This is a genomic window from Campylobacter hyointestinalis subsp. hyointestinalis, assembly GCF_013372145.1.
Taxonomy (GTDB): domain Bacteria; phylum Campylobacterota; class Campylobacteria; order Campylobacterales; family Campylobacteraceae; genus Campylobacter; species Campylobacter hyointestinalis.
This window is the reverse complement of the sequence record NZ_CP053827.1, coordinates 1421829-1436099: the sequence shown is the minus strand read 5'-3', so window position 1 is coordinate 1436099 and position 14271 is coordinate 1421829. Positions and strand designations below refer to the sequence as shown.

The 14271-nt window shown below is 35.5% G+C and carries 13 protein-coding genes; all 13 read left to right on the top strand.

The window, feature by feature from the left end:
• Positions 1-2 precede the first annotated feature (2 nt).
• The 13 genes from CHHT_RS07375 (at position 3) to CHHT_RS07315 (ending at position 14098) form a co-directional block, all read left to right on the top strand.
• Complete coding sequence (locus tag CHHT_RS07375; RefSeq protein ID WP_034962128.1) at positions 3-2327, top strand: hybrid sensor histidine kinase/response regulator; 2325 nt, start codon at positions 3-5, stop codon at positions 2325-2327.
• 10 nt (positions 2328-2337) lie between these two features.
• Positions 2338-2835, top strand: coding sequence for a chemotaxis protein CheW (locus CHHT_RS07370; RefSeq protein WP_034962131.1), 498 nt, complete (start codon positions 2338-2340; stop codon positions 2833-2835).
• Between the two features lie 8 nt (positions 2836-2843).
• Positions 2844-3467 carry a phosphoserine phosphatase SerB gene (gene serB / locus CHHT_RS07365; RefSeq protein WP_034962133.1) on the top strand — a complete coding sequence of 208 codons (624 nt, stop codon included), beginning with the start codon at positions 2844-2846 and terminating at the stop codon, positions 3465-3467.
• An 8-nt stretch (positions 3468-3475) separates the two neighbouring features.
• A complete protein-coding gene (locus tag CHHT_RS07360) occupies positions 3476-4474 on the top strand; it encodes a transaldolase (protein ID WP_034962136.1) in 999 nt (332 codons plus the stop codon).
• 6 nt (positions 4475-4480) lie between these two features.
• Positions 4481-5674, top strand: a complete 1194-nt coding sequence (locus CHHT_RS07355; RefSeq protein WP_064019857.1) for a type IV pilus twitching motility protein PilT — start codon at positions 4481-4483, stop codon at positions 5672-5674.
• Between the two features lie 60 nt (positions 5675-5734).
• Positions 5735-6271, top strand: a complete 537-nt coding sequence (locus CHHT_RS07350) for a 50S ribosomal protein L25/general stress protein Ctc (protein WP_034962139.1) — start codon at positions 5735-5737, stop codon at positions 6269-6271.
• Positions 6271-6831: an aminoacyl-tRNA hydrolase gene (pth, locus tag CHHT_RS07345; protein WP_034962141.1), complete on the top strand. Its 561-nt coding sequence runs from the start codon at positions 6271-6273 to the stop codon at positions 6829-6831. The genes CHHT_RS07350 and pth overlap by 1 nt, the downstream gene beginning before the upstream one ends.
• Before the next feature lie 95 nt (positions 6832-6926).
• A complete protein-coding gene (gene nspC / locus CHHT_RS07340) occupies positions 6927-8060 on the top strand; it encodes a carboxynorspermidine decarboxylase (protein WP_034962144.1) in 1134 nt (377 codons plus the stop codon).
• A gap of 86 nt (positions 8061-8146) precedes the next feature.
• A complete protein-coding gene (yedF, locus tag CHHT_RS07335; RefSeq protein ID WP_034962146.1) occupies positions 8147-8743 on the top strand; it encodes a sulfurtransferase-like selenium metabolism protein YedF in 597 nt (198 codons plus the stop codon).
• Positions 8724-9755 carry a selenide, water dikinase SelD gene (selD, locus tag CHHT_RS07330; RefSeq protein WP_074898791.1) on the top strand — a complete coding sequence of 344 codons (1032 nt, stop codon included), beginning with the start codon at positions 8724-8726 and terminating at the stop codon, positions 9753-9755. Before yedF ends, selD begins: the two co-directional genes overlap by 20 nt.
• Before the next feature lie 10 nt (positions 9756-9765).
• Positions 9766-10392, top strand: a complete 627-nt coding sequence (locus CHHT_RS07325) for an NAD(P)H-dependent oxidoreductase (protein WP_034962148.1) — start codon at positions 9766-9768, stop codon at positions 10390-10392.
• 2 nt (positions 10393-10394) lie between these two features.
• Positions 10395-11468 (top strand): flagellar biosynthesis protein FlhB, encoded by a 1074-nt coding sequence (gene flhB / locus CHHT_RS07320; RefSeq protein ID WP_034962150.1) that lies wholly within the window; start codon positions 10395-10397, stop codon positions 11466-11468.
• A gap of 350 nt (positions 11469-11818) precedes the next feature.
• Positions 11819-14098, top strand: coding sequence for an autotransporter outer membrane beta-barrel domain-containing protein (locus CHHT_RS07315; protein ID WP_176318070.1), 2280 nt, complete (start codon positions 11819-11821; stop codon positions 14096-14098).
• The last annotated feature ends 173 nt before the right edge of the window (positions 14099-14271 follow it).

The window sequence follows — 14271 nt, the reverse complement described above, 5'->3', positions numbered from 1 at the left end:
TTATGGACGATATGCAAGAAATACTCGAAGACTTTTTAGTTGAAGCGTTTGAACTTATTGAACAGATTGATCACGATCTAGTAGAACTTGAAGCAAATCCGGAAGATTTGGAGCTTTTAAATCGTATATTCCGTGTTGCGCATACTGTTAAAGGGAGTTCATCTTTTTTAAATTTTGATATACTCACAAAACTTACTCATCATATGGAAGACGTTTTAAATAAAGCACGCCATGGAGACTTAAAGATAACTCCTGATATCATGGATGTTGTACTTGAATCTGTAGATATGATGAAAGCTCTATTAAAAAGCATCAGAGACAATGGCAGCGATGCGAGTGCTGGTATCGATATCAGCGATATTTGCACAAGACTTACTGCGATAAGTGAAGGTGAAGATTTGCCTACTGAACAAGCAAAACAAAGCGAACAAGAGCAAGTAAGTGAGGAAGTATCGCAAGAAGCGCCAGAATCTAACGATGAAGATATAAACGTGAATAATCTTAGCGAAGCAGAAGTAGAAGCAGAGATAGAAAGACTTTTAAAAGTTAGAAAAGCCGAAGATAAAGCGAGAAAAGAAAATAAGAAAAACGAAGCTCCAAAACAAGAGACAAAACCAGAGCCTGATATCAAAAAACCTGAACCAGCACCGTCCCCAAAAGAAAAACCGGCTGCTAATCAAGTAGCTCAAAGCGGGGGCGCGGCGATGGAGCAAACCATACGTGTTGAGGTAAAAAGACTCGATAATCTTATGAACTTGATCGGTGAGCTTGTTTTAGGTAAAAATAGACTTCTTAAGATATATGATGATGTAGAAGAGAGATATGAGGGTGAAAAATTCCTCGAAGAGTTAAATCAAGTTGTTTCAAGCTTAAGTCTAGTTACCACAGATATACAGCTTGCTGTTATGAAAACAAGGATGCTTCCGATAGCTAAAGTGTTTAACAAATTCCCAAGAATGGTAAGAGACCTTAGCCGTGAGCTAGGCAAGCAGATAGATCTAGAGATCAGTGGTGAAGAGACTGAGCTTGACAAGTCCATCGTTGAAGAGATAGGCGATCCATTAGTTCATATCATTAGAAATTCTTGCGACCACGGCGTCGAAGAGCCAAAAGATAGGATTAAAGTTGGCAAACCAGAAAAAGGCACCATCCAGCTAAAAGCTTATAATGAGGGAAATCACATAGTCATAGAAATAGTCGATGATGGTAAGGGAATAGACCCTATAGCTGTAAAAGCTAAAGCTGTAGAGCGTGGTATCATCACTGAGAGAGAAGCAGATGCTATGAGTGATAAAGAGGCTTATGCTCTTGTATTTAAACCTGGATTTTCTATGGCTAAAAAAGTTACAAACGTAAGCGGACGTGGCGTCGGAATGGACGTTGTTAAAACAAATATCGACAAGCTAAATGGTATTATAGATATAGATAGCGAGCCAGGACGTGGTACTATAATCAAACTAAAAATACCTCTAACTCTAGCCATCATACAATCGCTTCTAGTAGGTTCGCAAGAAGAGTTTTACGCTATTCCTTTAGCAAGCGTCAAAGAGACAGTCAGAGTACCTGTAGAAGACATCTACACTATAGAAGGTAAAAACGTTCTTCGCCTTAGAGATGAGGTGCTTAGTCTTGTTAGGCTTAGCGATCTGTTTGGCGTAAAGCAGGTATTTGAAAGTGGAGATCAAACTTACGTAGTAGTTATAAATGTAGCTGAAAGTAAGCTAGGTATCATCGTTGATCACTTGATAGGTCAAGAAGAGATAGTTATCAAATCGCTTGGAAATTATTTGCAAAACATTAGAGGAATAGCCGGTGGTACGATAAGAGGAGATGGTAAAGTAACGCTTATAGTAGATGTCGGTATGATAATGGATATGGCAAAAGAGATCAAGATAGATATAAGAGCCAGCATAGAATCCACTGTTAAAGCTGTGACGAAAGAAAAACCTAGTGATTATAAAGTTCTTATAGTTGATGACTCGAAAATGGATAGAACTATAATGCAAAAATCATTAGAACCACTAGGCATAACGGTTATAGAGGCGACAAACGGCGTTGAAGCGTTAAATTTAGTAAAATCAGGCGAGCATGCGCTTGATGCTATCTTAATAGATATAGAAATGCCAAGAATGGACGGATATACACTAGCTGGAGAGATCAGAAAATACTCTAAATATAGGAATTTACCTCTCATAGCAGTTACTAGTAGAACCAGTAAGAGCGATCGCTTAAGAGGTGTAGAAGTTGGTATGACTGAGTATATAACAAAACCTTACTCTCCAGAATACCTTGAAAATGTTGTTAGAAAAAACATCAAGCTAATGTAAGGAAAGTAAAATGAGCGATAAATTAGAACAAGTTTTACAAAAACAGAAGCAACAAATAAAAGAGCCTACTGCTAGAGATAAAGAAGAAGTTGAACAACTTGTTGGCTTTATAGTTGGCGAGGAAGAATTTGCGATTCCTATTTTGTACATAAAAGAGATAATCAAACCTATAGAATACACTAGAGTGCCTAGTGTTCCAGACTATGTTTTAGGTGTGTTCAATCTAAGAGGTAGCGTAATACCTCTTATAGATTTGAGAATCAAATTTAATCTAAATCCGACAAAGATGACTGCAAATACACGCTACATAGTTATGAAAGATGATGATAATATCGCAGGCTTTGTTATAGATAGGCTTACAGAGGCTATCAGGATAAATAAAAACCGCATAGATCAGCCGCCTGAGACTTTAGCAAGAGATAAAGGAATGATCCAAGGTATAGGTAAAAGGGACAATAATATCCTTACTATATTAAAAGTCGAAGCGCTTTTAAAACGTGATTTTTAAGGCTTTAGATGATAAAACTTTGCGTATTTGATTTTGATTCTACTTTGATGGATGGTGAGACTATCACCATCCTTTCAAAAGCAGTTGGAAAAGATAAAGAAGTTTGTGATATCACAAAAAGAGCTATGGCTGGAGAGCTTGATTTTTATGAAAGTTTAGTGAAAAGAGTAAAATTTATAGAAGGTTTAAAACTTGAAGATGCTACACATATAGCTTCAAATTTACCATTTATAAATGGCGCAAAAGAGATCATAGCTTATTTAAAATCCAAAAGTATAAAAACGGTTGTATTTAGCGGCGGTTTTCATATCGCAACTGACGCGGCACAAGCTAAACTTGGATTTGATATAAACTTCGCAAACGAACTTCATCATAAAAACGGGATTCTTACAGGAGCCGTTGGCGGAGAGATGATGTTTAGTGACTCAAAAGGTAAAATGTTAGCACGTTTAAAGCAATTTTTAAATTTAAAAGACGAAGAAGTGGCTTGCGTAGGAGACGGGGCAAATGACGTTTCTATGTTTAAAGAAGCAAGCACTGGTATAGCATTTTGCGCAAACGAAATACTTAAAAAAGCAGCAACTCACATAGTAGATGTAAAAGATCTAAGGGAAATTAAACAAATTTTATAGGGGTTTTTATGTATATGGATGATATTAAATTTTCACTGTGGTGTGATTTTTTAGAAAGAGATTTTATAAACGGCGAGTTTTTAAATTTGATACAAAACTCTACTATAAATGGAGCTACAAGCAATCCTGCTATTTTTAAATCAGCCATTTGCTCTTCAAACGCTTATGAAGAGATGAAGAATGATTATAAAAGAAAAAGCCCAAAAGAGCTTTATGAAATTTTAGCTACATCAGATATTAAAAACGCTGCAAATAAGCTGCTTAAAAATTATGCGGACGGTGATGATGGTTTTGTGAGTTTAGAAGTCGATCCGAATTTATATGATGATAGCGAAGGAACTTATAAAGAGGGAAAAAGGCTATTTAACACTATAAAAATGCCGAACGTGATGATAAAAGTCCCTGCTACTAAGGCTGGATTTGAGGCTATGAGCGAACTTATGAAAAAAGGTATAAGCGTAAATGCTACTCTTATATTCAATACCTCTGCTGTAAATGAATGCCTAGAAGCCTTTAAACAAGGAAGCAAAGCTTACTCTAAAAGATTTCCCGGAGCACCTCTACCAAAAGGCGTTATAAGCATATTTGTAAGCCGTTTTGATAGATTGCTTGATAGCAAGCTAAAAGAGGCAAATTTAGAGGCGTCAAAATATGGTATTTATAATGCTACAAAAGCTTATAAAATGATAGAAAACGCAGGACTTAGCAATGTCAGAGCTTTATTTGCTAGTACTGGTGTAAAAGGAAACGAGTTAGAAAGCGATTATTATATAAAAGAGCTTTTATACCCAAATGTGATAAATACGGCTCCGCTTGATACTATCAAAGCGTTTATAAAATCAGATCACACTCCAAAAGAGATTTTAGAAGATAGTGTTTTGGATAAATTCTTTGCAGATGCAAAAAATGCGGATATAGATTATGATGATACTTGCAAAATATTACTTGATGATGGATTAAAAGCGTTTTGCGATGCTTTTGAAGAGATACTCAAAAGCTTAAGATAAAACATTATGAATTATGATATAAACATAAATGAGCTTGATTTTAAATTAAAAGCCGAGTTGGATGAGTATCTTTTGGAACTCATAAATACCAAAGGAAGCGATCTTCACGTAAAAGCCGGCGGTGTTATAAGAAAAAGAGTCAAAGGCGAGATAATCCCAGTAGAAAATAAAAGGGTTTTAGACCCTTCAGAAGCACTCACTCTTGCTAAAGAGCTACTTCGCGGTAGATTTGGTGAATTAGTAGAAAAAAAGAGTGTGGATTTTACTTATAAATTAAATAAAGATTATAGATTTAGGGTAAATATTTTTTTTCAAATGGAAGGTGTAAGTGCTGTTTTTAGAACTATTCCAGTAAATCCGCCTTCGTTTGAAGATCTTAAACTTCCAAGCGCAGTTGAAGATATATGTAAAAAAGTCTATAGAGGTATCGTGCTAGTTACTGGACCTACTGGAAGTGGAAAATCCACGACTTTAGCAAGTATGATAAACTACATAAATAAGCATAGAAAAGCACATATCATAACGATAGAAGATCCTATCGAATTTGTTTATAGAGATGAAAATTGTATTATAAATCAAAGAAGCGTAGGACAAGATACGGTAAATTTTGCGGACGCTCTTAGAGGAGCTTTGAGAGAAGATCCAGATATTATATTAGTCGGTGAGATGCGTGATCTTGAGACTATAGAAACAGCTATGCACGCAGCTGAGACAGGACACCTTGTACTTTCTACTCTTCACACCGTAGATGCAAAAGATACTATAAATAGAATAGTCGCAATGTTCCCAGGAAAAGAACAAAACCGTATAAAGCTCTCACTAGCTTCTGTCTTAAAAGGCATAATCAGCCAAAGACTTTGCAAAACTTTAGATGGCAAAGGTAGGATAGCAGCACTTGAGATTATGCTTTCAAGTCCTAGAATTTCAAATATGATCTTAGAAGGAAGAGACGACGAAATTTATGATGCTATAAACGAGTCTGGCGGAAATAGCGGTATGCAAACATTTGAAGCTCATCTGTTAGAACTTTATAAAAAAGGCATCATAGACAAAAAAGAAGCATTAGAAAATGCTTCAAATTCAAACGATCTAGAACTAAGGCTAAAAAATGCCGATCTTAACAGAACTTTGGGCGACAAAGATGGGTCAAAAAGCTGTGAGATAGATGATGACATCATACCTCTAAAACCTATAGACTAAGTCTAAATTTAACTAAATTTGGATATAATCCACGACTATTTTATTTTAAAAGGAAATACGATGTTAGAAGGTATCGTTAGAGAGAGTATGGATAAGAGAAGTACAAAAGCTCTTAGGAAAGATGGTTATCTAATCGCTAACATTTACGCAAAAGGTATTGAAAATATCAATGCTGCATTCAAAGTAAATGATTTCATCAAAGCCGTAAAAAGCAAAAGCGATTTGAAATTCCCTATAAATGTTGGCGGCAAAACTTATAATGTCGTGGTTGTTGATTATCAAAAACATCCAGTAACAAGTGCTTTAAAACACGTAGATCTAAAAGTTGTGCTTGATGATGAAGTGTCAAAATACATGGTTCCTGTTAAAGTATTTGGAACTCCAATCGGTCTTAAAAATAAAGGTGTTTTATTGCAATCTAAAAAACGTTTAACCGTTAAATGTACTGGTAAAAATTTACCAAATAGTTTTGATATAGACGTAAGTCCGCTTGATGTTGATAACACAGTCCTTGTTCGTGATATTAAAGTTCCTGAGGGCGTTAGTATAGTTGAAGCTGGACGTGTTGCTGTAGTAGGCGTTATCAAAGCAAAATAATGACTCTAGTCGTAGGGCTTGGAAATATCGGTAAAGAGTATGAAAATACTCGCCATAACGTAGGTTTTATGTTAGCCGATCTGCTACTTCTTGACGGTGGATTTACCGATGTTAGCTCTGCGAAATTTAAAGGTGAGCTTTTTAAAAAAGGCTCACAACTCATTGCAAAACCGACTACTTTTATGAATGCTAGCGGACTTTGCGTCAAACCTATCAACGATTTTTATAAACCTGACCATATAATAGTTGTTCACGATGATCTTGATCTTCCTTTTGGAAGTGTAAGATTTAAAAATGGTGGAAGTAGTGGTGGACACAACGGTATAAAATCTATAGATAGTCTTATAGGAAATGATTACGATAGGGTTCGCATAGGTATAGGACGCACAAAAGGCGGAGTTATCAGCTATGTTTTAGGTGAGTTTACTCAAGAAGAAAAAGTAGCACTAAAAGAGATCTTGGCTCACTGCAAAGAGGCTATTTTAAGGCTCATACAGACAAATGATATCAAACAAATTTCTTCTGATTTTACGAGAAAACCTGCTGACTTTGGTCTGTAAAATAGACTAATATTTTAAATTTATTATCACAAAAAAACATTCCAAAATTTCAGATATTTTTTAGTATAATCTTTCAAAAATAAAAAAGAGAGTATATGAAATTTGATGAGATAAAAACTCCAGCCTATGTCTGTGAAGAAGCTAAACTTGAAAAAAATTTACAAATTTTAAAAGATGTTTCTACAAAAAGCGGAACAAAGGTGCTTTGTGCTTTAAAGGGTTTTGCATTTAGTGGAGGTATGGAGTTGGTCGCAAAGTATCTCAGCGGTGCGACTTGTAGCGGTTTGCATGAGGCAAAATACGCTAAATTCCACGGATTTAAAGAGATACATACCTATTGTCCAGCATTTAGCGATGATGATATAGACGAGGTTCTAAGTCTATCTAATCACGTGGTATTTAACAGTTTTGCGCAGTGGGATAAATTTAAAGTAAAAGCTATAAAAAGCGGTAAAAGTATAGGACTGCGAATAAACCCTGAAGTTTCATCAAGTCCGACTGATATGTATAATCCTTGCAGTAAGTTTTCAAGGCTTGGTATAACAAAAGCAAATTTTAATGAGACAGATATAGATGGTATCGACGGACTTCATTTTCATGCACTTTGTGAAGAGAGTGCTAAAAGTTTAGAGCTTGTTTTATGTAAATTTGAAGAACAGTTTGGAAATCTTATACCAAAAATGAAATGGATAAATTTCGGTGGTGGGCATCACATTACAAAAAGCGGATACGATATAAATTTGCTCATAGATCTTATAAAAAAATTTAGAAAAAAATACGGCGTAGAGGTTTTCATAGAACCAGGCGAAGCAGTAGGTTGGCAATGCGGATTTTTGATCTCAAGTGTGCTTGATATCGTAGAAAACGAAGAAAAAACTTGTATAATAGATGCTTCTGCGGAGTGTCATATGCCAGATACCGTTCTTATGCCTTACCGCCCAAAAATGCGTGGTGAGAGCAGTAATGGTAAATTTGCTTATCGTTTTGGTGGTGCTACTTGTCTTGCTGGAGATATCGTAGGAGCGGCTGCCGGCGATCCTATTTTTAAATTTGATAATGAGATCAAAGTCGGCGATAAGGTTATTTTTGAAGATCAAATTCACTACACCATAGTCAAAAACAGTACGTTTAATGGCGTAAAACTTCCAAATTTAGTTATGATAGGTAAAAGCGGAGAGATAAAGACCGTGCGTGAGTTTGGCTATGAAGATTACGCTAGGAGAAATTAATCTTTTTTCTTAATCGTTATCGATATAAAAATTCGTTATAATTCTTTTGATTCAAGGTTTGAATATACAAAATTTAAGGAGAAATAGTGCAAATAGATTGTAGAAATTTAGATTGTCCAGAGCCGATCATCAGGACAAAATATAGCATAGAGAATTTAAATATAGGTGATGATTTAGAGATTTTACTAAATAGTGAAGCTTCATTTACAAATGTTAAAAAATTTTTGAGTACAAATAAATTTGAGTTTAGCGTTAGTTCAAAAGGTGGCGATCATACTCTTATTCTTAAAAAAACTCACGAGCTGATAGACCAAAACGTTCAAAACTATAATTGCGATATCAAATTTAAAGATAAAGTTTTATTTTTAAAAGAAGATAAAGTCGGAAGCGATCCTATCGGAAGAGGGCTTTTAGCTAAGTTTTTAGGCTCTATCCATTCTTTAGAACAGAGTAAAAGACCAGCGTATATAGTATGCGTGAATGAAGCAGTTTTAATGACTACTGGTAGATCTCATCCTAGCTATGCCGCTTTAAAAGAGTTAGAGGGTTTAGGCGTCAAGATCTTGAGTTGTGGTAGTTGTTTAGAAGCTATGGGGCTTGTAGATAGACTAGGAGTAGGAAGTATGAGCAATGCTTTTGAGATAATGAATATACTTTTAGAAAATGAAACAGTTAGTTTATAATAATAAAAATCTTACTAAATTTATAAAAGCGTCAGGTTGTGCAGCCAAACTAGACCCGTTGGGTCTAACACAGAGTATCGGCGACATAATCAGGCGCGATCCCAGACTCATTTCATCGCTAAATAGCAATGAAGATGCAGGAGTATTTAAGCTTGATGCCGATACGGCTATCGTTCAGACTTTGGATTTTATTACCCCGGTGGTCGATGATCCGTTTTTATATGGACAGATAGCAGCTGCAAACTCGCTCAGCGATATCTTTGCTATGGGTGCAAAAGCGATAACAGCTATGAATATAGTAGGTTTTGATAGTTGTCATTTTAGCGGAGATATTTTAAAAGAGATTATGGTTGGAGGCAAAAATAAAATAAGCGAATGCGGCGCTGTTTTAGTCGGTGGACATAGTATAGAAACAGTAGAAAATATTTATGGCCTAAGCGTAACTGGCATCGTAAATCCAAATGATTTTTGGGCGAACAATACGGCTAAATTAGGTGATTTGCTTATACTTACCAAACCTCTCGGAAGTGGTGTCTTAAGCACGGCTTTAAAAGGTGGATTTTTAAGCATAGATGAGACCTGTGAAGTAGTAAGTGTAATGGCGCAGCTTAATTTTTATGCACTTAAAGCTTTAGAAGATATAAAAGTAAATGCTGCTACTGATGTTACTGGATTTGGTTTTTTAGGGCATTTAAGCGAGATGTTAAGAGATGATATTTGCTTTGATATATATCAAAGTTTAGTTCCTATCTTAAATAGTGCAAGAAAATACGCAGATCTTGGACTAATACCAGAAGGTAGCTACAAAAATGCTAAATTTATATCCAGATTTTGCCAAACAAGCCCAGATATATTGCTTTGCGACGCACAAACTAGTGGCGGATTAATTTTAAGCATAGCCGAAAAAGATGCTTATAGAGCATTAACGAATTTAAAAAATGCCGGTTATGAAAAAGCTGAGATAATAGGCGTGGTAACAAAAGAAAAAGAGTATAAGATAAATTTGATTTAAAAGGATTAAGATGAATTTCAAAGAAGCCTTAAACTTTCGTCATGCGTGTAAAGTTTTTGATGAAAATAAAAAAATAAACAGTGCAGATTTTGATGATATTTTAGAAGCTGGTAGACTAGCCCCTTCTTCTATGGGTATGCAGCCGTGGGAATTTGAAGTAGTTGAAGATAAAGAGCTTTTGCAAGATTTGAAGAAGGCGTGCTGGGATCAAGTCCAGATCACAACTGCTTCAAAAGTTGTAGTGATATATGCTAAAATAGATGATCTAAGAGCTAGTTCAGACTATGCTAAATCCATAATCTGTAGTAGAAAAGATAAAAGTGAAGACGAACAAAAAGCATACTTACAAAAATATGCAAATATGCTTAAAGACAACGAGGGCACTAGCGACAAAGAACTTTTTGGTTGGGCTAGGGCGCAGTGTTATTTGGCTGCGCAAAATATGATGATGCAAGCCGCTTTTTTAGGAATAGATAGTTGTCCTATTGAAGGTTTTGTGCGTGATCAGCTAGAAGGTGTTTTAGGTATAGATACAAAACAAAAAAGAGTTGCTTTAGTGCTTACTTTTGGATATAGAAAAAATGCCATAAGCCAAAAATACAGACGCGATATAAAAGATATAGTAAGTTATAGATAGCCGTGGCAGACGATCAAGAAAAAACAGAAGAACCCACCAGTAAAAAGCTAGAAGACGCCAGACAAAAGGGTAATGTCCCAAAATCGCAAGACGCAAGCGGTTTTGTGACACTTCTAGTCGGTATAATCGCACTTGTGCTTTTGCTATCGTTTATGGGTGAGAGACTTATCAAGCTTTATATTTATTATCAAAATTTGATTGGTATAGAGCTTACTAAAGAGCTATTTTTTAAAATAGTTATCCATACCATGCTTCAAGTCATACTCATCATACTTCCAGTTGCCGTTTCTATCATGATAGCAGGAATTCTTTCAAATGTAATGCAATTTGGATTTTTATTTACAACTGAGCCTTTGACACCGAATTTTGGTAAGATAAATCCTATAAAAGGTTTAGCAAATTTATTTTCACTTAAAAAACTTATCGACTCTATCAAAATCATACTAAAAGTAAGTGCCGTTTTTGGAGTGGCATTTTACTTTTTCTTGCAGTTTGTAAAAGAGCTTCCTCATACCATATTTTTTCCTATGTTTAACCAGCTATTGTGGTTAAAAGAGAAAATGCTCATTTTGGCTGGAGTTATGTTACTCTTGTTTTTGATCATAGCTATCGCAGATATTTTTATAGTTCGTTTTCAGTATTTTAAAGGGCTTAGAATGAGCAAACAAGAAGTTAAAGATGAGTTCAAGCAGATGGAAGGGGATCCAAGAGTAAAGGGGCGCATAAGACAGCTTCAAATGCAAGCCGCGCGTAAAAGGATGATGCAAAATATTCCTACTGCTGATGTCGTTATCACAAACCCTACTCACTACGCAGTAGCTCTTCGCTATGACAAGGAAAAGGAAAAAGCTCCTGTAGTTTTGGCAAAAGGCATAGATCATCTAGCACTTCGTATAAGAAAACTAGCGGCTGAAAATGGAATTCAAATAGTGGAAAATCCACCTCTTGCAAGGGAACTTTACAAGGTTTGCGATGTGGATTCCATGATACCAGCAAATCTATTTCAAGCAGTAGCTGAAGTGCTAAGCTTTGTTTATATGGGAAATAAAGCTAAATTTAGCAATAAGCTAAAATAGCTATCATTTTTTTATTTTTATGTTCTTTTAACGCACGAATAAATCCGTGCTAAAGAACCAAATACTAAAGTTATCCGTCCGGCTAAAGCGGACTAAATTTAGGTTTTTCACTTCACACACCGGCAAAGCCGACCTTTAAAAAGCATTTTTTCTTAAGAAAATATAAAAAAGTTATTAAATTTAAAGAAAATAACCCTCTTCCTACCCCCCCCCATATCCAAACATTACATTACGAAACGTTCAAAGTATGCAATATTCGTTATCAAAAATAAATTTTAAACAAAAATTGCTTTTTACGCCATTTATGTGCTATACTTTCGCCCCATTAAATTAATTTTTAAGGAGAAATCATGAAAGGATTTAAACTTTCTTTGGTGCTAGCTTCAGCGCTTATGACAATAGGGGGGGGGTCGAGCCTTTTAGCCGCAGTTACTCCATTCGTGGCTAAACAGGCATACAGTAGAGCTATTGAAGCAGTTGATTCAGCCAACCACTATAAAACACAATTTGCAACAGATATAGCAAACTTTAGAAGTTCTGCTAAAGAGCTACAAAATTTAGCCGTTGAGTTCACGAATCTCGCAAACGGTTTAGAATCTGATGGTTTGCAAACTATAACAATCGATCCGAATTCAAAAGAAGGCACATTAATAAATGACGGCACAAACGACATTAAAATAAAAGCAGACAAACAAGATGCTGCAAAAGATTTGGCTATAAAAGTCGCTAAGGATATTAAAACATTATTTTCTAAGATAGCAGAAAAAGATCAAGATAAACTTGATATAAAAAATGTAGCCGAAAATGCCACTAAAATTTACGCAACGCTAAATGCCGAGCTAAAAAAAGATGATACTGATTTACTAGATAAAGCCAGCAATGCTACAATAACTGTATCTGATCTAATCAATACCATATACACTGGCGTAACTGGTAATGGTGGCACAAAAGACAAAGCAGAAGCAAATATAGAAGCATTAAAAACTCTTCAACCAAAAATAATGCAAGCTTTAAATGATTTCGTAAAAAGAGCAGATGAATTAAAAATGACTATTGAAGGTGCAAGACAAGAAGCTTTTGATTCAGACCCCAAAATTATCACTGGCACTGAAATAGAAGATGATGAAGCTTTGAAAAAGCAAGCAGATATAGTTACACAAAAGCTTCAAGAATTAGGCGGAGCTGGTGGAGCTAACTTAGACGGCGGAGATGATTTAGCAAATGCAAAAGGTGCTGAGATAACAAACGCCACAATAGATGCTATTAAAACTCAAGGTATCACTATAGACCCTGCTAATTACGATGCAGTAAAGCTAAAAAATTTACTAGCTGATGATGCTATATCAGATGATCAAAAAAAAGATTATAACGAGCTTTTAGCAGCTTTAAACAGTATGAAAGAGCAGTTAAATAAAATAACCGTAACTAGTTCATTTTCAGATGTAGTAAAAGCAAGCAACTCAAATGTAGTAAAATCACTAAATGAAGCTGGTTTGGGAAGCTTTGTAGCTAATAATCTAAATTTAGTAACTACAGATAGACGCGGACAAGTTACCGATGCGACTATGGCTCAAGACATCGCAGAGCAGATAGAAAAACCTATCAATGAAGCAAGCAAATCTCTAAGCAATGTTATAGGTGGCGGTCTTAACGCTCCAGCTACTGCTTTATCTATGGCAAACCAAACAAATACTATGACTAGACTTGCTAAGCTTAGCTCTCCATATAGCAAAGATCTTGCTTTAGCTAGTGCTATAAAAAATATGGAAGGCTTAGAGCTAGCAAGTGGCGACAACTCTGCACTATCAAGCATCATAAAAGAATACACAAAAAGATTTGACTATGATAACTCGCTGTGGGCAAACGTCATAGGAGCTAAAGGATACACCGATAATGGCGATCCAAAACTTTATGGATTTAGCGTAGGATATGATAGAAGCTTTGATAACTTCTTGCTTGGTTCATACTTCACTTATGCAAAATCAGATCTAGATACAAGCTACTTAGAGAGTGAAGCAGATAACTTTGAGCTTGGAATTTACAGTCGTGCTTACCTTGGCGATAGTGAGCTTGATACTACACTAAGCTTTGGTATAGGTAAAAACGATATAAACAACTATAAGCTAGTAAATGAATACCTAAATGGCGATTATGATTCTAAATTTATAAATATCGCTGCGACTTACGGCTATGTGGTTAAAGCTCAAAATAACTTCTTTATCAAACCATTTATCGGGCTAAATTACGCATACAACAAAAACGATAGCTTTACTCTAAGCAATGCTACAATACAAGGTTATGAAGTTGGCAAAATAGATGGCTCAACTCTTAGTGCAAACTTAGGCGTAGAGTTTAGACAATACCTAAGTGACGGAAGCTTTATGTTTGTAGCTCCTAGCGTTGAGCAAGAACTCAGCGTAAGCAGAGATGACTTAGTGTCTAAATTTAGAGGCGCTAGCACTTCATTTACCACAAAAGCAGATGAGAGCAAAGATACGTATGCTAAAGTGATAGCAGGTGGTGAGTATGCAGTGACAAGAGACTTATCTACTACCATAAGTGTTGGTTTTAAAACAAACGGAGACGATAAATACGTCAATGGAAGCTTAGGCGTAAAATATAAATTCTAATATGCTAGTTTTAGGATACTAATCAAACTGCCATCTTTTTGATGGCAGACATTTCTCTCCTTTTGATCACAAGAGTTGCAATCCTCTTGTGGTCTATACTAATCTATAAAAACTTCAAATTTATCTTACTTTTACTCTACTATAAAAACTTTAAATTTATCCTCATTATACAA